Source organism: Streptomyces sp. NPDC001157, from assembly GCF_053598255.1.
Genome location: NZ_JBSFJW010000038.1, coordinates 42237 through 63175, shown reverse-complemented (window position 1 = coordinate 63175; position 20939 = coordinate 42237). Strand labels below are relative to the sequence as shown.

The following is a 20939-nucleotide window of genomic DNA, read 5'->3' as shown; positions in this document are numbered from 1 at the left end:
GGGGGTTTTGTCTCTGGCGGAGATCGTTTTGGGTGTGGCCTCCTTGGCCGAGTAGACTGCTGCAGTTGCTCGGCGAGGGAGGCCGTACCCGTTTTTGGCGGGGTATGGCGGTCCGTTATCGACGCGCTCTTCGTAGCAGGCCGTTCGTGGCCGGGTGACCACGTCCGTTTCTGTTCTGTACGAGGAGTGATCATGTCCGAGGTGAAGCTCACCGCCGAGACCCGTACCGAGTTCGGTAAGGGTGCTGCCCGTCGTATCCGTCGTGACAGCAAGGTTCCCGGTGTTCTGTACGGTCACGGTTCCGACCCGCTGCACCTGACCCTTCCGGGTCACGACCTGCTGCTTGCGCTGCGTACGCCGAACGTCCTGATCTCTCTGGACATCGACGGCAAGACGAACGAGCTGGCGATCCCGAAGTCGGTTCAGCGTGACCCGATCAAGGGTTTCCTTGAGCACGTCGACCTGCTGCTGGTGAAGCGTGGCGAGAAGGTCACGGTCGAGATCCCGGTGCACACCGAGGGTGAGCTGGCCCCGGGTGGCAACCTGCTGGAGCACGTCCTGAACGCGCTGCCGGTCGAGACCGAGGCCACGCACATTCCGGAGTCCGTCACGGTGTCCGTCGAGGGTCTGGAGGCCGGTGCCTCCATCCTGGCGAAGGACATCACGCTGCCGAAGGGCACCACGCTGGCCGTCGAGGAGGACGCTGTCGTCCTTCAGGTCCTGGCCTCGCAGGCCGAGGAGGCCGCGGAGGGCGGGGAGGCCGCGGGCGAAGAGGTCGCCGAGGCCTGATCCTCACCCTGTTCGACCGTTCGTCAGCCGCTGTTCCCGTTCGGGGCAGCGGCTGGCGCGTATCAAGGACGCGTTTCAAGGACGCGCATCAAGGAGATGTGGACGTGACCAGCCCTGCCAATGGCCCCTGGCTTGTTGTGGGTCTCGGGAATCCCGGGCCCGAGTACGGGATGAATCGGCACAATGTCGGGTTCATGGTGGCCGATCTGCTGGCCGAGCGGATCGGGGGGAGGTTCAAGCGGGCGGGCAAGGCGCAGGCGCAGGTCGTGGAGGGTCGGATCGGGCCGCCGGGGCCGGCGAACCGGCGGGTGATTCTGGCGAAGCCGATGTCGTACATGAATCTGTCCGGTGGTCCGGTGAACGCGCTGCGGGATTTCTACAAGGTGCCGGTGGCGAACATCGTGGCGGTGCATGACGAGTTGGACATCGATTACGGCGCTCTTCGTCTGAAGCTGGGTGGTGGGGACAACGGGCACAACGGGTTGAAGTCGATGACGAAGGCGTTCGGGGCGGAGTATCACCGGGTGCGGTTCGGGATCGGGCGGCCTCCTGGTCGTATGCAGGTTGCCGATTTTGTGTTGAAGGATTTCTCGTCGGCGGAGCGCAAGGAGCTGGACTACTTCGTGGACCGGGCGGCGGATGCGGTGGAGTGTCTGGTGATCGAGGGGTTGGAGCGGGCGCAAAGCACGTACAACTCCTGACTTGTCGCCCGGGGGATCCGGTGGGAGTTGACCTGGTGTGGGGGTATGGCCAATGATCCCGGCCATGCCTGCCACTGCCACCTCCACCCGTCAGGTTTCGCGCCAGGCCTCGGTTGCCGCTCTGCGGTTCGGGCGGCTTGCGGCGATGGGTGCGGTCGCGGTGCTGATTCTGATCGCCGGGGTGTGGGCGTCTTGGCGGACGGCTCCGTATGTGATGCTCACGAAGGGGCGGGAGCGCGGCACGATCGAGGTGGCGCGGTGCGGGGACGATTCGTGTACGGGTCGCTATACGCCGATTTCGCAGGGTTCTTCAGGTCGAGACCGGGTCGTGATCGAGAAGTCGGTTGCGGTGCGCAAGGGGCAGACGTACACGGTGGTGGTGAAGCCGGGCAGCGATGAGGTCGTGCGGTCGGGGCCGGCGGGGATTCTGTATGCGTGGGTTCCGTTCGGTGGGGCGTTGCTGCTGGCTTCGGTGGTGGTGGCCGGGGGGCTGGGGCGGACGCGGGCCGGGTGGGTCATGGCGGGGTCGGGGGTCGCGTTGCTCACGGCAGCTTTCGTGACTATCTGACGGGTTTTCCCGTTCTCCGTCTTGTGGAGAATCCGAACGTTCCCTGTTCGTGATTGACCTTGGGTCAGGATTGGCTGGATGCTGAGCCGCCCCCTCCACATCTTCCCGTCCGTAACTCGAAGATGGACTTTCCCCATGCGTACCCTCACTCGCGCCGGCGCCCTTTCCGCCGTCGCCGCGGCGGCGCTGTTCTCGGCGCCTGTTGTCGCTCACGCCACTGTTCCCGGTGACAACGGGACCGTGAAGATCCATGACGCCACCACCGGCGAGGAGCTGAAGCGGAACGAGCCGCACGTCTGCACGTTCTATCTGGACGCGTTCGGTTTTGACGCGGTCCAGCAGGTCGACTGGCACATCGAGGCCTGGGCTCCGACGGCCGGTGTGAAGGGCGAGACGGTGAAGACCGGCGCCATCACGCTGGACGGCGAGGGTCATGGCCGTACGGCGGACATGTCGCTGCCCGACGGGCACTACAAGCTGTTCTGGAACTTCGACGGTGAGAAGGGCGCCGCCAAGCACAAGGTGTTCTGGACGGACTGCAAGGACTCGGAGGGCGGCGGCAGCGGTTCGACGCCTTCGCCGTCGGCGTCTTCTTCGGCGTCCCCGTCGTCCTCTGCTTCTCCGTCGTCGCCCGGCTCCTCGTCGTCCCCGGGGTCTTCGTCCGGGTCCGCTTCCGCGTCCCCGCAGGGCGGTTCCGGTGGCGACCTGGCCGAGACGGGTAACGGGGCTCCGGTGGGTCTGCTCTCGGGTGTCGCGGCCGCGCTGGTGGCCGGTGGCGGCTATCTGGTGGTGCGTCGGCGCAGGGCCTGACGTACGGCGTGAGGGTGCCCCCGGGCTTCGTACGAGCCCGGGGGCACCCTCATGTGTGTTTGGGGTTCAGCCGGTGTTGCGCAGGCCGGCTGCCACGCCGTTGACGGTGAGCAGGAGGGCGCGGGAGAGCAGCGGGTCGGGTTGTTCGCCGGCGGCTGCGGCGTCGCGCTGACGCTTGAGGAGGGTGACCTGGAGGTAGGAGATGGGGTCCAGGTAGGCGTCGCGGATGCTGAAGGTCTGCTTCAGTACCGGGGCGGCGTCGAGGAGTTCGGTCTCTCCGGTCACCTTGAGCACCTCGCGCACGGTGAGTTCGTGTTCGGTCTTGATGGTGTCGAAGACGTGCTTGAGGTCGTCGGGGACGAGGGTGTCGACGTAGTGGGCGGCGATGCGCAGGTCGGTCTTGGCGAGGGTCATCTCGACGTTGGAGATGAAGTTGCGGAAGAAGTGCCACTGTTCGTGCATCTCGTCGAGCACGGTGTCCAGGCCCGCCTCGCGCAGGGCCTTGAGGCCGGAGCCGACGCCGTACCAGCCGGGGACGATCTGGCGGGACTGGGTCCAGCCGAAGACCCAGGGGATGGCGCGCAGGCCGTCGAGGGAGACGCCGGAGCCCGGGCGGCGGGCGGGCCGGGAGCCGAGGTGCAGGTCGGCGAGCTGGTCGACGGGGGTGGAGGCGAGGAAGTAGGTGGGCAGGTCGGGGTCTTCGACGAGGGTGCGGTAGGCGGCGTGGGCGGCGTCGGAGATGACGTCCATGGCGGCGTCCCAGCGGGCGAGGGCCTCGTCGGACTGGCGGGGTGCGGTGTGCAGGGCGGAGGCCTGCAGGGTCGCCGCGACCGTCAGTTCCAGGTTCTCGCGGGCGAGGGAGGGGATGAGGTACTTGTCGGAGATGACCTCGCCCTGTTCGGTGACCTTGATCTCGCCTTCGAGGGTGCCCCAGGGCTGGGCGAGGATGGCGTCGTGGGAGGGGCCGCCGCCGCGGCCGACGGTGCCGCCGCGGCCGTGGAAGAGGCGCAGGCGTACGCCGTAGCGGTGGGCGACGTCGCGCAGGCGGCGCTGGGCGCGGTGGATCTCCCACTGGCTGGTGGTGATGCCGCCGAACTTGGAGGAGTCGGAGTAGCCGAGCATGACCTCCTGGACGTCCCCGCGCAGCGCGACGAGGCGGCGGTAGGAGGGGTCGGAGAGCATGTCCTCGAGGATGGTGTCGGCGGCCTTGAGCTCGTCGGTGGTCTCCAGCAGCGGCACGATGCCGATCTTGGCCCAGCCGCCGTGCAGGTCGATGAGGCCGGCCTCGCGGGCGAGGACGGCGGCGGCGAAGACGTCGTCGGCGCCCTGGCACATGGAGATGATGTACGACTCCACGACCTCGGGTCCGAAGACCTCCAGGGCCCGCTTGACGGTCTGGAAGACACCGAGGGTCTTCTCCCCGGGCGCATCGACGGGCGCCGGGGTGGGGGCGAGGGGCCTCCTCGACCTGAGTTCCTTGGCGAGGAGCTTGGCCCGGTAGTCGCGGGGCATGTCGGCGTAGCGCCAGGATTCCTCGCCGAGGCGGTCGAAGAGCTGGCCGAGGGCGTGGTGGTGGGCGTCGGCGTGTTCGCGTACGTCCATGGTGGCGAGCTGGAGGCCGAAGGCGGCGAGGGTGCGGATGGTGCGGTTCATACGGCCGTCGGCGAAGAGGCCGCCGCGGTGCTCGCGCAGGGAGGTCTGGATGAGGGTGAGGTCCTGAAGGAGCTCGCTGGTGCCGAGGTAGTCGCGGCCCGTCTCGTGCGGGGTGCCCTTGGCGAGGCGCTGCTTGGTGTTCTCCAGCTTCTGCCGGATGCAGGTGGCCTTGAGGCGGTAGGGCTCCTCGGCGTTGAGGCGCTTGTAGCGGGGGCTGATCTCGGGGAGGCGTTCCAGGTCGGCCTGGAGGGAGTCGAGGAGTTCCTGGGTGGCGCCGGTGTAGCGGATGGAGTTCGACAGGAAGCCGCGGAGTTCGTCGATGAGTTCCAGGGCGTCGTTGATGCCGTGTTCGTGCTGGAGGATCAGGACGTCCCAGGTGACCTGGGGGGTGACGTTCGGGTTGCCGTCGCGGTCGCCGCCGATCCAGGTGCCGAAGGTCAGGGGGCGGGTGTCGTCGGGGAGCTTGACGCCGACGCGCTCCAGTTCGGCGGTCAGGTCCTCCAGGACGTCGCCGACCGCGCCGGCGTGGAGTTCGTCGAGGTAGTAGATGGCGTTGCGGGCCTCGTCGGCGGGCTCGGGGCGGACGACGCGGAGTTCGTCGGTCTGCCATACGAGGTCGATGTTCTCGGCCAGTCGGGTGTCGTAGCGGCGGCGGTCGGCCTCGATGACCGGGGTCTCCAGGAGTGCTGCGATGCGCCGGAGCTTGTTGAGGACCGACCGGCGCGCGGCCTCGGTGGGGTGCGCCGTGAACACGGGGCGAACGTTGAGGTGGCGGACCGTCTGGCGCAGGTGCTCGGGGTCGGCGTCCTTCAGCCGGTCGGCGGTACGGGCCAGCAGGCCGCCCTCGGCGGCGCGGCGCTCGCGCAGTTCGCGGCCGCGGTGGACCTGTTCGGTGACGTTGGCCAGGTGGAAGTAGGTGGAGAAGGCGCGGACCAGCTTGGCCGCGGTCTCCAGTTCGATGCCGCGCAGCAGTTCGGCGGCGGCCTCTCCGTCCTCGCGGGTGAGGCGGCGGACCTTCTCGACGAGTTCCAGCAGCTCGGGGCCTTCTTGCCTCACGAGGGTCTCGCCGAGGAGGTCGCCCAGCCGCCGGATGTCGGCGCGCAGTTCGCTGCTCGTGCTCGTCTGCGGCACGGTCTGATCGTCGGCACTGCTCACAGGTGCGGCTCCTTGCAGTGTTGAAGCTCGTCCGGGAGGGGAACCCGGCCGCTGGGGCCGCGCGGCGGGCGCCGCATACGGCCCTGACATCCGGGAATGAATCAGAGCGGACCGCGCTGTCCGACCGACTCCAGGATAGGTGTCCATGCGGACGCGCATGATTTCGGGCTCTTGCCGCCGGGCGACTCGCTGCCATACTTACGACGCCGTAGGTTACGGAACCGTAGGGACCGTTGTAACGGAACCCGGGCACGGTTCCCACGGCCACCCCGGCATCTCACTCTCAACCCTCGACCCCACAGGGGACGCCCATGACCACAAGCTCCGATGTGATCGAAGACGCCCCGAAGGAGACCGGCGACACGTCCGTCCCGTCCGCCACGCTGGGCGGGGAGCAGAAGCGCTCGATCGAGCAGATCACGCTGCTGCTCTTCATCACCGTTCCGTTCCTCGCGCTTGTCGCTGCGGTGCCGCTGGCGTGGGGGTGGGGGGTGAGCTGGCTGGACCTCGGCATGCTGGTCTTCTTCTACTACCTGGGCTGCCACGGCATCACGATCGGTTTCCACCGGTACTTCACGCATGGCTCCTTCAAGGCCAAGCGTCCTCTGCGGATCGCTCTTGCGATCATGGGGTCGCTGGCGGTGGAGGGGCCCCTGGTCCGCTGGGTGGCGGACCACCGCAAGCACCACAAGTTCTCGGACGCGGAGGGCGATCCGCACTCCCCGTGGCGTTTCGGGGAGACGGTCCCGGCGCTGATGAAGGGCCTGTGGTGGGCGCACATCGCCTGGATGTTCGACGAGGAGCAGACGCCGCAGGACAAGTACGCGCCGGATCTGATCAAGGACCCGGCGATCCGTGCGATCTCCCGCCAGTTCGTGTTCTGGACGGCGCTGTCGCTGGCGCTGCCGCCGCTGATCGGTGGTCTGGCGACGATGTCCTGGTGGGGTGCGTTCACGGGGTTCTTCTGGGGCTCACTCGTTCGGGTGGCTCTGCTGCACCATGTGACCTGGTCGATCAACTCGATCTGCCATGCGGTCGGCAAGCGGCCCTTCAAGTCGCGTGACCGTTCGGGCAACGTGTGGTGGCTCGCGGTGCTGTCGTGCGGCGAGTCCTGGCACAACCTGCATCACGCCGACCCGACCTCCGCGCGCCATGGTGTGATGCGCGGTCAGCTGGACTCGTCGGCGCGCATCATCCGCTGGTTCGAGGCGTTCGGCTGGGCGTACGACGTGCGCTGGCCGTCACGCTCGCGTATCGATTCACGCCGTAACACCGGCGAGGACGGCTCTCAGACCCGGAAGGAGTCGGCGAAGGCGGCATGATTGACGCCGTGGCGACCGACTCCAGCAGCACCCCGACGAATGAGAAGCCGCGGCGAGCGCGGCGCACCCGGATGACGGGGGCCGAGCGCCGTCAGCAGCTGCTCGAGATCGGTCGCACCCTGTTTGCCGCCAAGGGCTTCGAGGGCACGTCGGTGGAGGAGATCGCGGCGAAGGCCGGGGTGTCCAAGCCGGTGGTGTACGAGCACTTCGGCGGCAAGGAGGGGCTGTACGCGGTGGTGGTGGACCGTGAGATGCGCCGCCTGCTGGACATGGTGACCAGTTCCCTGACGGCCGGGCATCCCCGCGAGCTGTGCGAGCAGGCCGCCTTCGCGCTCCTGGACTACATCGAGGAGTACACGGACGGTTTCCGCATCCTGGTCCGTGACTCGCCCATCCCGCAGTCGACGGGTTCCTTCGCCTCGTTGATCTCGGACATCGCCACCCAGGTGGAGGACATCCTGGGCCGCGAGTTCAAGTCCCGCGGCTTCGACCCGAAGCTGGCCCCGCTGTACGCGCAGGCCCTGGTCGGCATGGTCGCCCTGACCGGCCAGTGGTGGCTGGACGTGCGCCGTCCGAAGAAGGCGGAGGTGGCGGCGCATCTGGTGAACCTGGCGTGGCACGGCCTTGACGGGCTGGAGGCCAAGCCGCACCTGATCGGGCGCCGCAAGAGCTGAGACGGACGGGCGGCGGGGCCCCGTGCGAGGTCCCGCCGCGTGTCTCCCACCCGTCGGTCAGTGCTTGAAGACGTCCTTGGTCTTCTCCTTGGCCTGGCGTGCGTCGCCCTTGGCCTGCTGGGCCTTGCCCTCGGCGGTCATGCTCTCGTTGCCGACGGCGCGCCCCACCGCCTCCTTGGCCTTGCCCTTGGCCTGTTCGGTCTTGCCCTTGGCCTTCTGGTCCTTCGCCACCGTCGATCACTCCCGGTCAGGTTGGACTTCGGTGTCACCACGGCGGGTAACCGTCCCGGTGCGAGGCAAACCCGGGTCAGTGCCCGGGCTGGAGGAACTCCAGCCGGTTGCCGACGGGGTCATCGGAGTAGAAGCGCCGGTACCCCGGCAGGTTGTCGTCCCAGGTCACAGCGGCCCCGTGTGCCCCGAGCCGGGCGGCGTACGCATCGATGTCCGTGACCCGCAGCCCGGGGTGGGCCTTCTTCGCGGGCCTGAAGTCAGCCTCGATCCCCAGGTGCAGCTGCACGACCCCCGCCCGGAACCAGCACCCTCCGCGCGCCGCGAGCGCCTGCGGCTTGGGGATCTCGGTCATGCCGAGGACGTCGACGTAGTACGCCCGCAGCCGGTCCTCTGAGCCGGGCGGTGCGGCGAGCTGGACGTGGTCGACGGCGGTGATCACGGTTCATGCCTCCTTGCGGGCGACGGCGAAGATCCGGCGGAAGGGGAACGGCGTACCGTGCGCCCCGGCCGGATAGGCCTTCCGCAGGGCCGTGCGGTACTCGTCCAGGAAGGCCTCCCGGGCCGCCGGGTCGTCGGCGAGGGCGGTGAGGACCGGCCGCAGCCCGGTCCCCTTCACCCAGTCGAGCACCGGGTCCTCGCCGGTCAGGAGATGGAGGTACGTCGTCTCCCAGACGTCGGCCGTGCAGCCGAGGGCGGTGAGGTGCTCCAGGTAGGTCTCGGGCGCGAGGACGGCGTCGTCGTGGCGGAGGGTGTCGGCGAGGAGGTCCTTCCAGCGGGCGGAGTGGGCGAGTTCGCGCATGAGCCGATGACTGGGGGCGCCGAAGTTGCCGGGGACCTGGAAGGCGAAGGTCCCGCCGGGCTTCAGGCCCGCGATCCACTCCCCGAAGCGCTCCGTGTGCCCGGGGACCCACTGGAGGGTGGCGTTGCTGACGATCAGGTCGTACGGCTGTACGGGCACCCAGGTCCGGGCGTCGGCGGGGGCGAAGTCGAGGCGGCCGCCGCCGGGGGTGGGGCCGGCGTGGTCGACGTGTGCCTTGTCGAGCATCTCGGGCGAGTTGTCGTAGCCGGTGATGTGGGCGGCGGGCCAGCGCTCGGCGAGCAGGACGGTGACGTTGCCGGGGCCGCAGCCGAGGTCGGCGATGCGGGGCGGTTCGGTCGGCAGGGCCGGGACACGAGCGAGGAGGTCGGCGAAGGGGCGGGCCCGGTGGCCGGCGTGGCGGAGGTACTGGGTGGGGTCCCAGGTGGGGGTGCTCATGACTCCTAACCTTCCCCGGCCAACTATCTCGATGTCAAGAGACTCGATGTCAAGAGACTTCACATCGACACAACCACTACACTGATCGTCATGGAGGACGAGGTCGATCGACTGGTCGCAGCGTGGCGCCGGGAGCGTCCGGACCTCGACGTGGAACCGCTCGAGGTGCTCAGCCGGGTGAGCAGACTGGCCCGGCATCTGGACCGGGCGCGCCGGCTGGCCTTCGCCGAGCACAGCCTGGAGCCCTGGGAGTTCGACGTGCTGACGGCGCTTCGGCGCGCGGGCACGCCGTACCAGCTCTCGCCGGGGCAGCTGCTGACGCAGACCCTGGTCACCTCGGGCACGATGACGAACCGCATCGACCGCCTGGCGAAGAAGGGCCTGGTGGAGCGGCTGCCCGACCCGAGCGACCGCCGCGGTGTGCTGGTGCGGCTGACGGACGAGGGCCGGGACCGCGCGGACCAGGCGCTGGCCGGACTGCTCGACCAGGAGCGTGCGATTCTTGGCGAGCTGTCGCGCGCCCAGCGGGGTGAACTGGCGGGGTTGCTGCGGCAGTTGACTGCGCCGTTCGACAACATCCCTGGCTAGACGCTCCGCGGGGGCGCCGTTTGGGTAGTGCCGCTATGGGTTGTCGTTTGGCTGCGGGTTCGTTGTGGCTTGTCGCGCAGTTCCCCGCGCCCCTTTGGGGCGCTGCCCTCACCGGCGTTCATCAGGCGCTGCTGCTTGCCTCCGGCAGGATCCGGTCGCCAGGGCCCAGGTCGACCGGACCCACTCCCGCGCGGCGCGCGAGGGCGACGGCGGCGAGGGTCGAGTGGACGCCCAGCTTGCCGAGGACGTTCTGCATATGGGTGCGGACGGTGTGCGGGGAGAGGAACAGGCGCTCGGCGACGGCCTTGCGCCCCAGCCCGGCGACCATGCACCGCAGCACTTCCCGCTCCCTCGGCGTGAGGGACTCCACCAGGCGCTCGCTCTCGGTGCGGTGCTTGCGCGCGGCCGTCAGCTCTCTGAGGACGCCCGTGAGCAGGGCGGGCGGCAGATGTGTCTCGTCGCGCAGGACGCCCCGGATGACGTTGAGCAGCCGGGACAGCGAGCAGTCCTTGGCGACCCAGCCGGAGGCCCCGGCCTGCAGGGCGAGCGCGGCACGCCGCGGATCGTCCTTCTCGGCGAGCACGACGATCCGTACGCCCGGCTGCCCGGAACGCACGCCGGCGACCAGCGAGATCCCGTCGACGAGCCCGTCCTCATTGCTTTCCTGGACGGGCACGGCGGGCCGTACGCCCGGCACGTTGCCGCCCAGGTCGGAGTCGACGAGCAGCACGTCGAACCGGCGGCCCTCGGCTGCCGCCCGCTCCAGGCTGCGCAGCGCGGCGGGACCGCTGCCGGCCGCGGAGACGTCGACGTCGGGCTCGGCCGCAAGAGCTGCGGCGAGCGACTCGGCGAAGATGCGATGGTCGTCGACGACCAGGACTCGGATGCGAACCACGAAACCCCCTTCCCCAAGCTCTCCAAGAGCAGGGGATACCCCATTGTCGGGAGACGGCACGGGCGCAGGTACGGCACCCGAAGCATCCCAGGTCGCCTGTGACCACCTGGGACCGGAACGGCACACCACACGGCCGCCGCCGTGCGGAAACTGCTACCCCCACTTCGGGTGTCGTACCCGACTGTCTCGCCCCCTGATCGGCACCGGCCCCCACCGGTGCTGTTCATCAGGGTAAGGCCGGGGGCCAGGAGCGGAAGGCAATTTGCAGAACTGGCTGGCCGGCGCGTTTATCGTGAGCCGCATGTTTCGTCTTGAGACAGAAGTCGACAGGACCCGGCGCGATCTTCTCCGTTCCCGGCTGCGCGACACCAACACGAAGGCCTCCCCCGTGCTGCGCGCCCTGCGCAGCACCCCGGCCGAACGTGAACGTCCGCTCCATGTCTGGGTGTTGGACGAGCGGGACGAGCTGGCGGCGGGCCTGGTGGGCCACACCTGGACGACCTGGCTGCACGTCGCCTATTTGTGGGTCGACGAGCGATGGCGGGGCGCGGGTCTGGGCTCACGGCTGCTGGCGGAGGCGGAACGGATCGCGCACGACGAGCGGGGCTGCACGTCGGCCCGGCTGGAGACCTGGGACTTCCAGGCGCCGGGGTTCTACCGGAAACAGGGGTACGACGTGGTGTGCGTGATCCCCGACTATCCGCCGGGGATCACGGAGTACACGTTGACGAAGCGGTTGGGGTGAGCGGTCAGAGAGCCTTGAGCGCGTCCGCCGTGATGTCGATGTCGTACGGCACGGGCAGCTTGAGCAGGTCGCGATGGGTGCCGGTCAGGGCGTACGCCTTGGACCGCGGGTCAAGCTCGTAGGTGCGCACCACTGGCTGCTGGTTCTCGCCGGTCATCGTCGTCACAACGGGTGACGGCGACATCAGTCCAGGCGGCGAGCGAATCCTCCGACGGCGCCCGCCGCTCGCCCTTCGGTCGATTCACTCCGGTGACTCTGGAGCGAGCCCCATGAAGCCGGTGCACCAAGGACGGACGATCGGCGCAGGCAGATCTACTCCCAACTCCCTGACAAAGGCCTCGACAGCAGAGAGTGAGCAGCTTGACTCCGTCGCCGCTGGCGCCTCAGCCGCCGCTGGGACTCATGCGGCTCGGGGGCCTGCGAGTGACCGACGAGCCCAGCAGGGCTCTCCGCTGTGTGAAACTTCCGTCATGCACTTCAAGAAGGACCGCAGGAGCGAGCGGGAACGGGACGCGGACACTGTCGAGATCATGTACGCGCTGGCCAGTGCGGCTTTCCTTGGAGCCATCGTATTCGGGGTGATCGCCGGCCCCGCCCTTGTCTGGAACCTGTCCTCGCGCATGACCGTGACACTGCTCCTCACCGGGCTCACCGCCGGAGCGGTACTGGCGGTCGTGCGGGTGGTGCACGTGCTACGTCAGCACGCACGGCAGCGTGCCCGGAACGGCGGTTAGTGCAGAACCCCGCAGAGTCAGCCCGTGTCTCCGACTTTCGTCAGGGCCTGTCGCGCCGCTGGGGCATCCACAGCAGCCTCTGTGCACTCTTCCGGACCATGAGACATCGCCGGGTGACGTCGGTACCGCGGAGGCGCGATCGCGTACATCCAGCCGGGCAGGGCGGGGTTGAGCCGGGGCTGAAGCAGCAGAACCAGACCCAGGACGCTGACCAGCACCACGCTCGCCAGCAGCCAGGTGTCGGCATCGTTCACGGAGTAGGTGACGACCCCGAAGGAGAACAACGCCGACCAGAAGTACATGATCAGTACAGCTCGGAAATGGGAGTGCCCAAGCCGCAGCAGCCGGTGGTGGAGGTGGCCTTTGTCGGCCGCGAAAGGGGACATCCCCTTCCAGGTACGCCGCACGACGGCGAGGACGAGGTCCGCGACGGGCAGCGCGAGGACGGACAGCGGGAGCAACAGCGGGATGTAGAGCGGGACCATCGCATGGGTCGCCTCGCGCGTGCTGCCGATCTTCTGGTCGAGGAGTCCGGGATCGATGCCGCCGGTGACGGCAATGGCGCTCGCGGCCATGACCAGACCGAGGAGCATGGACCCTGAGTCGCCCATGAAGATGCGGGCAGGGTGGCTGTTGTGGGGCAGGAAGCCCAGGCACATGCCGATCAGGACCGCGGAGAAGAGCGTGGGGGCAGCGGCGCCTTCAATTCCGTAGCCGTACCAGAGGCGGTAGGCGTACAGGAAGAACGCCGTCGCGGCTATGCACATCATGCCGGCGGCCAGACCGTCGAGGCCGTCCACGAAGTTGACCGCGTTGATGGTGATCAGCACGACCGCCACCGTGAGCAGGGTGCCCTGACCGGCGGAGAGGGCAACGCCGCCAGTGCCCGGCACTGGAAGCCAGAGGACGGTCAGTCCCTGGTACGCCATCACACCGGCGGCGATGACCTGCCCGCCGAGCTTGATCAGGGCACCGAGTTCGAACTTGTCGTCCAGGACACCCAGAAGCCAGATCAGCGCGGCCCCCGACATCAGCGCCTGGGGCAGCGAACTCTGCGCGAAGATCGGTTCCAGGTTGGGAATGTGAGACGCCGTCATGAGACCGGCGAACAGTCCGCCGAACATCGCCATGCCGCCGAGTCGCGGAGTGGGCTCACGGTGCACGTCACGCGCGCGGACCGCGGGCATCGCACCGGCCACGATCGCGAACTTCCGTACGGGACCCGTCAGTAGGTAGGTCACTGCTGCTGTGATGCAAAGCATCAGCAGGTAATCACGCACCGGCAGCCTCTCAGTCCCAGCGACAACAGCCCACACTTTAGGCGCTCGCGCGGGGTGCCGCGACCACTCGGTTGACGGTGTGAGTTATGACGCCCTCAGGATCCTCCATCGTGCGACCGGAAAAGAATCACATCGCGCGATACAAGAGGGTGCAAAACCTCACCCATTTCTCTACTCCGGAAGCAACCGAATACCCTCCCCCTCTTATCTTTATTCGCTCAATTCCCTGCGGCAAATAGGTGGTTGCACAGACAAGCAACGGGTGTTTACATGTGCTGCACACGCCAACTCGCGCAGGCAGTGGGAGTTGGCGTGTCGAGTCACAGGAACATCAAAGATCGAGGGAAATGTGTCCGAGATTTCTTCTCGGGGTCGCGCGATATTCCACCGCGCGGGTCTGCTGGCGATCACCGCGAGTGCAATCGCTGTACTCACCGCTTCCGGCACGGCGTCCGCCGCGAACGCCGGAACGTTTCACCCCACAAGCGCCGACGGCTGCACCGGGGGACTGCTCCACCAGAATGTCTGCCTCAACATCACCGGCAGGAGCGTGTTCGTAACCCACCTGGCCATCGGCAACAACACCTCCAAGGCCGGCGAGGGCACCATCACGGTGAATGGCAAGACGAAGTGGAACCTGGGCACCATCAAGGGGCACAACGTCGTGGGCATGCATCTCGATGCCAAGCTGCCCGACAATGCGAATGTCTGCGCGCACATCAAGGGTGTCAGCGGTGTTCCGTGCGAGCGAATAGAGAAGTGATGCGCCGAGAAATGGAGCCCGAGAGAAGGACACACGGAGCGGGGATGCAGAACACAGGTCGAATCCGGAAAGCTGCTTTGGCCTGCTCCCTGGCCGTCGCTGCAACCGCCTTTGCCACGCCGGCCCAGGCGGCGACGCTGACTCCACTCTCCACGCACAGGGGCACGTCCGGGTGTTTCAACTGGTCGTGGGCAGACGGGAACACCACGGCGACAATCTATTACCACAACACGTGCAAAAGCACGAAACAGTTGGTCGTGACGTGGGAGACGGGCCTGATCAAGACAGCCATCACGTTCAAGGTGCCCGGCAATCATAAAGGGCACGACAAGGAGGACGGGACGATCGTGAAGGTCAGCGGGCAGTCATAGCTGAAGCAATGCGGTCAGGACGGTGATCGATGACGGGCACGGCGGGGAAGCTCCCGCCGCGCCTGTCACGCCGTGGCCCTCAGGACCGAACCGCAATCGTCCGTCAGCCCACCTGCCGCGCACCCGCCGAAGGCACCGCCTCGAACACCCTCGGAGCCGTGTACCCACCGGAGGCAAACGCCTCCTCGACCGCCTTGGTGATGGTGTCCACGTCGGCCGCCTCCGCCAGGACGATCGCCGAGCCGCCGAAGCCGCCGCCGGTCATACGGGCGCCGAGGGCACCGGAGGCGAGGGCCGTGTCGACGACCAGGTCCAGCTCCGGGCAGGAGATGCGGAAGTCGTCGCGCAGGGAGGCGTGGCCCGCCACCAGCACCGGACCGATCGCGCGGGTGTCGCCCGACTCCAGCAGGGAGACGACCTTCTCCACCCGTTCGTCCTCCGTGACGACATGGCGGACCAGGCGGACCGCCTCCTCGTCGTCGCCGAGACGGGCGAGGGCCGCGTCCAGGTCGGCGTACGGGATGTCCCGCAGCGCGTCGACGCCCAGCAGCGCCGCGCCCCGCTCGCAGCCCGCGCGCCGCTTGCCGTACTCGCCCTCGCTGTGCGAGTGCTTGACCTGGGTGTCCACCACCAGCAGGCGCATGCCCTCGGCGGCCAGGTCGAAGGGGATCTGCTTCTGGGAGAGGTCGCGGGTGTCGAGGAAGAGCGCGTGGCCCTGCTCGCAGCAGGCGGAGGCCGTCTGGTCCATGATCCCGACGGGGGCGCCGACGTAGACGTTCTCCGCGCGCTGGCACAGACGGGCCAGCTGCCAGCCCTTGAGGCCCAGTTCGTACAGGTCGTTGAGGGCCAGGGCCACCACGACCTCCAGCGCCGCCGACGACGACAGGCCCGCGCCCGCCGGGACCGTCGAGGCGAGGTGGATGTCGGCGCCGGTCACCGGGTGGCCGGCCTCGCGCAGCGCCCAGACGACACCGGACGGGTACGCGGTCCAGTTCCGGTCGGACTCCGGGGCCAGGTCGTCCAGTTGCAGCTCCACGACCCCGCCCGCGTCACCCTCGATGTCTGCCGAGTGCAGGCGCAGCACGCCGTCCGTGCGGCGCGAGACCGCTGCCACCGCGGTGTGCGGCAGCGCGAAGGGCATCACGAAGCCGTCGTTGTAGTCGGTGTGCTCACCGATGAGGTTGACGCGGCCCGGCGCCGACCAGACACCTTCGGGCGCGGATCCGTAGAGCTCCACGAAACCGTCCCGCACCTGCACTGCGCCCACTACTGCTCCCTTGAGATGTACTGCGCGAACTCCCACGCATCCGCGACGATCCCCGCGAGGTCCGCGCGGGACGGGTTCCAGCCCAGCTTCTCGCGGGCCGCGGCGGCCGAGGCCACCAGGACCGCCGGGTCACCGCCGCGGCGCGGGGCCACGACCTCCGGGATCGGGTGGCCGGTGACCTGCCGGACGGTCTCGATGACCTGGCGGACCGAGAAGCCCTCGCCGTTGCCCAGGTTGCAGATGAGGTGCTCGCCGGGGGTGGCGGCCTGCAGTGCGAGCAGGTGGGCGTCGGCGAGGTCCGCGACATGGATGTAGTCGCGGACGCAGGTGCCGTCCGGGGTCGGGTAGTCGTCGCCGAAGACGGAGATGGCGTCCCGCCTGCCCTGCGCGACCTGCAGCACCAGCGGGATGAGGTGCGACTCGGGGTCGTGGCGCTCGCCCTGCTTGCCGTAGGCGCCCGCCACGTTGAAGTAGCGCAGCGAGACCGCGCCCAGGCCGTGGGCCGCCGCCTCACCGGTGATCATGTGGTCGACGGCGAGCTTCGTGGCGCCGTACGGGTTGGTCGGCGAGGTGGGCGCCGACTCGACGATCGGGACCTCCTTCGGCTCGCCGTAGGTGGCGGCCGTGGAGGAGAAGACCAGCTTGCGGACGCCGGCCTCGCGCATCGCGCCGAGCAGCGCCATCGTGCCGGCGACGTTGTTGTCCCAGTACTTCTCGGGCTTCACGACCGACTCGCCGACCTGCGAGAACGCGGCGAAGTGCAGGACCGCGCTGTAGGAGGAGTCCAGCCATTTGGCGGCATCGCGGATGTCGCCCTCGATGAAGGCGGCGCCCTCCGGGACTCCCTCGCGGAAGCCCGTCGTCAGGTTGTCGAGGACCGTGACCTCGTGGCCCGCCTCCAGCAGATGCTGGGCGACCACGCTGCCCACATAGCCCGCGCCCCCGGTGACCAGGTACTTACCGCTCATCAACTCGCTACCTCTCGCAGTCGCTCGGCCGCGCGCTCCGGCGGCACGTCGTTGATGAACACACTCATGCCGGACTCGGAACCCGCGAGGAACTTCAGCTTGCCGGAGGTTCGGCGGATGGTGAAAAGCTCGAGGTGGAGCGCGAAGTCGTCACGGCCCACGCCCTCGAAGTCCGCGAGCTGGCCGAACGGGGCCTGGTGCCAGGCCGCGATGTAGGGCGTGGGCGGTTCACCTTCGCCGAAGATCCGGTCGAAGCGCCTCAAGAGTTCCAGATAGACCTTGGGGAACTCTGTGCGCGCCTCCTCGTCCAGCCCGAGCAGGTCGGGCACGCGGCGCTTCGGGTACAGGTGGACCTCGTACGGCCAGTGCGCGGCGTACGGCACGAACGCCAGCCAGTGTTCACCCTCCAGGACGACCCGCTCACCGGCGAGTTCGCTCTCCAGGACGGCGTCGAAGAGGTTCTCCCCGCCCGTCGCCTCCTTGTGCTGGGCGACCTGGCGCAGCATCAGGGCGGTGCGGGGCGTGGTGAACGGGTACGCGTAGATCTGGCCGTGCGGATGTCCGAGCGTCACGCCGATCTCCGCGCCCCGGTTCTCGAAGCAGAACACCTGCTCCACGGAGGGGAGATGCGACAGCTCGGACGTACGGTCCGTCCATGCCTCCAGGACCAGCGCGGCCTGCTCCTCGGTGAGGTCGGCGAAGGACGCGTTGTGGTCGGAGGTGAAGCAGACGACCTCGCAGCGGCCCGAGTCGCCGGCCAGGGAGGGGAAGCGGTTCTCGAAGACGACCACGTCGTACGACGAGTCCGGGATCTCGCTCAGCCGGCCGCCTTGGGAGGGGCACAGCGGGCACTCGTCGGCCGGCGGGTGGTAGGTGCGGCCCTGGCGGTGCGAGGCGACGGCGATCGCGTCGCCGAGCAGCGGGTCACGGCGGATCTCGGAGGTCGTGACGGTCCGCTCCAGCGGCCGGTGGTCCACCGCGTCGCGCACGTGGTCGTCGCGCAGGTCGTAGTAGATCAACTCGCGACCGTCGGCCAGGCGGGTCGAGGTCTTCTTCACTGCGGACTCCCTATTCGAGCCACATCAATCATCAAACAGAACCAAACACATTGGAACATCGCCCCCTCACATCCGTCAACATCACAATCCAACAAAGAGCATCAACAGAAGTGTTCAGTTACTGAACGCGCAGGCGTAGGTTCCGCTCTGTATCAGTTCACGCGACGAAGCGAGTACTTATGCAAACCCCCACATACCAGGCCATGGATCTGGCCGCCGAGCTACGACTCCCCACGAACGGGCTCGACTACACGATCCTCGGCATCTACTTCGCCGTCGTCCTCGGCATCGGATTCGCCGCCCGTAGATCGGTGAAGACCAGCCTCGACTTCTTCCTCTCCGGGCGCTCTTTGCCCGCCTGGATCACCGGCCTCGCGTTCATCTCGGCCAACCTGGCCGCCACCGAGATCCTGGGCATGGCGGCGAACAGCGCGCAGTACGGCGCCTACACCGTGCACTGGTACTGGATCGGCGCCATCCCCGCCATGGTCTTCCTCGGCCTGGTGATGATGCCCTTCTACTACGGAAGCAAGGTGCGCTCGGTCCCCGAGATGCTGCTGCTCCGCTTCGACAAGTGGGCACATCTGCTGAGTTCGATCCTGTTCGCGTTCGCCGCCATCCTGATCGCCGGTGTGAACCTCTACGCCCTCGCCATCGTCGTCGAGGCTCTCCTCGGCTGGCCGCAGTGGGTGGCGATCGTGGTCGCCGGCGCCTTCGTGCTGGCGTACATCACGCTCGGCGGTCTGTCGTCCGCGATCTACAACGAGGTGCTGCAGTTCTTCGTGATCCTCGCCGCCCTGATCCCGATCGTGGTGCTGGGTCTGAAGAAGGTCGGCGGCTGGGGCGGGCTGACCGACAAGCTCACCGCGACCCACGGCGCGAACTTCACCACCGCCTGGGGCGGCACCGGCATCGGCAGCAGCAACCCGCTGGGCGCCAACTGGCTGACCATCGTGCTCGGTCTCGGCTTCGTGCTGTCCTTCGGCTACTGGACGACCAACTTCGCCGAGGTGCAGCGCGCCCTGTCCGCGAAGAACCTCTCCGCCGGGCAGCGCACCCCGCTGATCGCCGCCTACCCGAAGATCTTCATCGTCTTCCTGGTGATGATCCCGGGCCTGGTCGCCGCCGCGCTGGTCCCCGGGTTCGGCACCACCAAGTCCGGCTACCAGTACAACGACGCCATCCCCTACCTGATGCAGGAACTGCTGCCCAACGGCGTCCTCGGCATCGCCGTGACCGGACTGCTCGCCGCCTTCATGGCGGGCATGGCGGCCAACGTGTCGTCCTTCAACACGGTGTTCACCAACGACATCTGGGGGCGGTACGTGGTCAAGGGCCGCGAGGACGAGTACTACGTCCGCTTCGGCCGCCTGATCACGGTGGTCGGCGTCTGCGCCTCGGTCGGCACGGCCTTCCTGGCCTCGTCGTTCTCGAACATCATGAGCTACCTCCAGACGCTGTTCTCCTTCTTCAACGTGCCGATGTTCGTCGTCTTCATCGTCGGCATGTTCTGGAAGCGCGCGTCCGCCAAGTCCGGCTTCTGGGGTCTGCTCGCCGGCACCGTGGCCGCGATGGTGAACTACTTCGTGATCTACAAGAGGGGCATCATCGACATCCCCTCCGACCAGGGGGCCAACTTCGTCTCCGCGATCGTCGGCTTCGTGGCGGGCGCCGTGGTGATGGTCGTCGTCTCGCTGTTCACTCGGCCGAAGCCGGCCGACGAGCTGGAGGGCCTGGTCTACGGCACCACCTCACCCGGCATGTCCGAGCCGCCCGCCGCCGGCGACGACGCCTGGTACCGCCGGCCGGCCCTGCTGGGCTGGGGTGCGGTCGTGCTCGCTGCCGCCTGCTACATCCCGTTCTCGTTCTGATCGAGGGAGGATCGATTCACCATGACTGATCAGCACGGGTACTCAGAGCATGACGTGCAGCGCGAAGTCACCGAGCTCCAGCAGAAGTCGGCGACGGCGGCTCGCATCTTCGACCTGCGGCGCATCATCGGCGGGTTGTTCGTGGTCTACGGCGTGATCGTCACGATCGCCGGGATCACCGATGACCAGGCCGCGATCGACAAGGCGCAGGGGGTGAACATCAATCTGTGGACCGGGATCGCGATGTTTGTTCTGGGGGTGTTCTTCCTGGTGTGGCTGAAGTTGCGGCCGACTCCGCCGGTTCCTCCGGAGGAGGAGCGGGCGGAGTAGCGCCGTAGGGCTTGCGGTTGTCTGCCGACCGCGGGGGGGGCGTGGGGGCTGGTCGCGCCCACGCGGCGGAGCCGCATATCAATACAGCCTCGCGCCCCTTTTCGCCCCTGCGGGGCGTCCTCTATGCCTCCGCACCGTCCGACGGCACCGCGTGCTGCACCGGCCCCGCCCGGTCCAGCAAGCCCGTCCGTGCCGCCAGGGCCGCTGCCTCCAGGCGGGAGCCCACGCCCAGTTTCATCAGGACGCGCTGGACGTGGGTGCGGGCGGTGCTGGGGGCTATGCCCATGCCTGCCGCGATCAGGCGGGTGTCCTCGCCGTCGGCGACCCTGACCAGGACCTCGACCTCCCTCGGGGTGAGCATCTGGAGCAGGCGCTGGCCCTCGTCGTCCGGCTGGGCGGCGGGGTTGAGCAGTTCACTGAAGGCTCCCTGGAGGAGCTGCGGGGCCACCGCCGCCTCGCCCGCCCTCGCCTTCATGATGGCGCGCTCGACGCCCTCTATGCGCTCGTCATGGCGTACGTAGCCCGAGGCGCCGGCGGCGAAGGCGGCGGCTATGCCGCGCGGGCTCGGTACCGGGCCCAGTACCAGGACCGCCACCTGCGGACGCTCCCGTTTGATCTTCACCACCGGGTCGAAGATGCCCGGCTCGGCCGGTGTCGCCGTACCGATCAGGCACACCTCCGGCGCACGGGTGATCACCAGCTCCGCCGCGCCTGCGGCAGGCGCCGCCGCGGCGAGCACCCGGTGCCCCCGCAGCTTCAACGCCGAGGCCAGCGCCTCGGCGAGCAGTCGGTGGTCGTCGACCACCATGAGCCGCACTCCCATCGAGCAACCCCCCAGTCCCCCCGATGGATCCCCATGGATGCCGCACTATGGATGGCCACCGGTCCGCGCGGACAGGAGCCCCCTCCCG

General features: G+C 68.3%; 23 protein-coding genes and 1 pseudogene. 13 read left to right on the top strand and 11 right to left on the bottom strand.

Annotated features, from left to right (window positions below):
- Positions 1–192 precede the first annotated feature (192 nt).
- The 4 genes from ACWDAG_RS40070 (at position 193) to ACWDAG_RS40055 (ending at position 2868) form a co-directional block, all read left to right on the top strand.
- On the top strand, positions 193–789 hold the full coding sequence (locus ACWDAG_RS40070; protein ID WP_450700487.1) for a 50S ribosomal protein L25/general stress protein Ctc: 597 nt from the start codon (positions 193–195) through the stop codon (positions 787–789).
- Positions 790–887: 98 nt separating this feature from the next.
- Positions 888–1490 carry an aminoacyl-tRNA hydrolase gene (pth, locus tag ACWDAG_RS40065; RefSeq protein ID WP_450700486.1) on the top strand — a complete coding sequence of 201 codons (603 nt, stop codon included), beginning with the start codon at positions 888–890 and terminating at the stop codon, positions 1488–1490.
- Between the two features lie 52 nt (positions 1491–1542).
- Positions 1543–2058, top strand: coding sequence for a hypothetical protein (locus tag ACWDAG_RS40060; protein WP_450700485.1), 516 nt, complete (start codon positions 1543–1545; stop codon positions 2056–2058).
- Between the two features lie 135 nt (positions 2059–2193).
- Positions 2194–2868: an LPXTG cell wall anchor domain-containing protein gene (locus ACWDAG_RS40055; RefSeq protein ID WP_450700484.1), complete on the top strand. Its 675-nt coding sequence runs from the start codon at positions 2194–2196 to the stop codon at positions 2866–2868.
- 66 nt (positions 2869–2934) lie between these two features.
- On the opposite strand, the gene ppc is transcribed toward ACWDAG_RS40055, so the two are convergent.
- Positions 2935–5676, bottom strand: a complete 2742-nt coding sequence (gene ppc, locus ACWDAG_RS40050) for a phosphoenolpyruvate carboxylase (RefSeq protein ID WP_450700483.1) — start codon at positions 5674–5676, stop codon at positions 2935–2937.
- Between the two features lie 311 nt (positions 5677–5987).
- Between ppc and ACWDAG_RS40045 the strand changes: the two genes are divergently transcribed.
- Together ACWDAG_RS40045 and ACWDAG_RS40040 are read left to right on the top strand one after the other, a co-directional pair.
- Positions 5988–6998 (top strand): acyl-CoA desaturase, encoded by a 1011-nt coding sequence (locus ACWDAG_RS40045; protein WP_450700482.1) that lies wholly within the window; start codon positions 5988–5990, stop codon positions 6996–6998.
- Complete coding sequence (locus tag ACWDAG_RS40040; RefSeq protein WP_030941872.1) at positions 6995–7672, top strand: TetR/AcrR family transcriptional regulator; 678 nt, start codon at positions 6995–6997, stop codon at positions 7670–7672. Before ACWDAG_RS40045 ends, ACWDAG_RS40040 begins: the two co-directional genes overlap by 4 nt.
- Before the next feature lie 57 nt (positions 7673–7729).
- Here ACWDAG_RS40040 and ACWDAG_RS40035 read toward each other — a convergent pair whose 3' ends face one another.
- The 3 genes from ACWDAG_RS40035 to ACWDAG_RS40025 form a co-directional block, all read right to left on the bottom strand.
- Positions 7730–7903, bottom strand: coding sequence for a CsbD family protein (locus ACWDAG_RS40035; protein WP_450700481.1), 174 nt, complete (start codon positions 7901–7903; stop codon positions 7730–7732).
- Positions 7904–7979: 76 nt separating this feature from the next.
- Positions 7980–8342, bottom strand: coding sequence for a VOC family protein (locus ACWDAG_RS40030; protein WP_450700480.1), 363 nt, complete (start codon positions 8340–8342; stop codon positions 7980–7982).
- Between the two features lie 3 nt (positions 8343–8345).
- Positions 8346–9158, bottom strand: a complete 813-nt coding sequence (locus tag ACWDAG_RS40025) for a trans-aconitate 2-methyltransferase (RefSeq protein WP_450700479.1) — start codon at positions 9156–9158, stop codon at positions 8346–8348.
- Between the two features lie 90 nt (positions 9159–9248).
- On the opposite strand from ACWDAG_RS40025, the gene tamR reads away from it, so the two are divergent.
- Positions 9249–9746 carry a MarR family transcriptional regulator TamR gene (gene tamR, locus ACWDAG_RS40020; protein ID WP_450700478.1) on the top strand — a complete coding sequence of 166 codons (498 nt, stop codon included), beginning with the start codon at positions 9249–9251 and terminating at the stop codon, positions 9744–9746.
- Positions 9747–9867: 121 nt separating this feature from the next.
- Here the strand turns inward: tamR and ACWDAG_RS40015 are convergent, their stop codons facing one another.
- Positions 9868–10641, bottom strand: a complete 774-nt coding sequence (locus ACWDAG_RS40015; RefSeq protein ID WP_450700477.1) for a LuxR C-terminal-related transcriptional regulator — start codon at positions 10639–10641, stop codon at positions 9868–9870.
- A 301-nt stretch (positions 10642–10942) separates the two neighbouring features.
- Between ACWDAG_RS40015 and ACWDAG_RS40010 the strand changes: the two genes are divergently transcribed.
- Positions 10943–11386, top strand: coding sequence for a GNAT family N-acetyltransferase (locus tag ACWDAG_RS40010; RefSeq protein ID WP_450700476.1), 444 nt, complete (start codon positions 10943–10945; stop codon positions 11384–11386).
- Positions 11387–11390: 4 nt separating this feature from the next.
- On the opposite strand, the pseudogene ACWDAG_RS40005 reads toward ACWDAG_RS40010, so the two are convergent.
- Positions 11391–11543: pseudogene (locus ACWDAG_RS40005) on the bottom strand (Uma2 family endonuclease); the annotation flags it as partial.
- Positions 11544–11856: 313 nt separating this feature from the next.
- Here ACWDAG_RS40005 and ACWDAG_RS40000 point away from each other — a divergent pair.
- Positions 11857–12120, top strand: a complete 264-nt coding sequence (locus ACWDAG_RS40000) for a DUF6332 family protein (RefSeq protein ID WP_450700475.1) — start codon at positions 11857–11859, stop codon at positions 12118–12120.
- A 17-nt stretch (positions 12121–12137) separates the two neighbouring features.
- On the opposite strand, the gene ACWDAG_RS39995 is transcribed toward ACWDAG_RS40000, so the two are convergent.
- Entirely contained in the window at positions 12138–13400 is a 1263-nt protein-coding gene (locus ACWDAG_RS39995; RefSeq protein WP_450700474.1) for an MraY family glycosyltransferase, read from the bottom strand.
- Between the two features lie 349 nt (positions 13401–13749).
- Between ACWDAG_RS39995 and ACWDAG_RS39990 the strand changes: the two genes are divergently transcribed.
- Positions 13750–14163 (top strand): hypothetical protein, encoded by a 414-nt coding sequence (locus tag ACWDAG_RS39990; protein WP_450700473.1) that lies wholly within the window; start codon positions 13750–13752, stop codon positions 14161–14163.
- 44 nt (positions 14164–14207) lie between these two features.
- Positions 14208–14534, top strand: coding sequence for a hypothetical protein (locus ACWDAG_RS39985; RefSeq protein ID WP_450700472.1), 327 nt, complete (start codon positions 14208–14210; stop codon positions 14532–14534).
- Between the two features lie 103 nt (positions 14535–14637).
- Here the strand turns inward: ACWDAG_RS39985 and galK are convergent, their stop codons facing one another.
- The 3 genes from galK to galT are packed head-to-tail and all read right to left on the bottom strand — an operon-like array spanning position 14638 to position 17827.
- Complete coding sequence (galK, locus tag ACWDAG_RS39980) at positions 14638–15801, bottom strand: galactokinase (protein ID WP_450700471.1); 1164 nt, start codon at positions 15799–15801, stop codon at positions 14638–14640.
- The gene (galE, locus tag ACWDAG_RS39975) at positions 15801–16769 is read right to left on the bottom strand and encodes a UDP-glucose 4-epimerase GalE (RefSeq protein WP_450700470.1); all 969 of its coding nucleotides are present in this window, start codon (positions 16767–16769) and stop codon (positions 15801–15803) included. Before galE ends, galK begins: the two co-directional genes overlap by 1 nt.
- Positions 16769–17827 (bottom strand): galactose-1-phosphate uridylyltransferase, encoded by a 1059-nt coding sequence (gene galT / locus ACWDAG_RS39970; protein WP_450700469.1) that lies wholly within the window; start codon positions 17825–17827, stop codon positions 16769–16771. Before galT ends, galE begins: the two co-directional genes overlap by 1 nt.
- 179 nt (positions 17828–18006) lie before the next feature.
- On the opposite strand from galT, the gene ACWDAG_RS39965 reads away from it, so the two are divergent.
- Both ACWDAG_RS39965 and ACWDAG_RS39960 read left to right on the top strand, forming a co-directional pair.
- Positions 18007–19698 carry a sodium:solute symporter family protein gene (locus ACWDAG_RS39965; protein WP_450700468.1) on the top strand — a complete coding sequence of 564 codons (1692 nt, stop codon included), beginning with the start codon at positions 18007–18009 and terminating at the stop codon, positions 19696–19698.
- Positions 19699–19719: 21 nt separating this feature from the next.
- Entirely contained in the window at positions 19720–20028 is a 309-nt protein-coding gene (locus tag ACWDAG_RS39960; RefSeq protein WP_450700467.1) for a hypothetical protein, read from the top strand.
- 121 nt (positions 20029–20149) lie between these two features.
- On the opposite strand, the gene ACWDAG_RS39955 is transcribed toward ACWDAG_RS39960, so the two are convergent.
- Entirely contained in the window at positions 20150–20851 is a 702-nt protein-coding gene (locus ACWDAG_RS39955) for a helix-turn-helix transcriptional regulator (RefSeq protein ID WP_450700466.1), read from the bottom strand.
- Between the last annotated feature and the right edge of the window lie 88 nt (positions 20852–20939).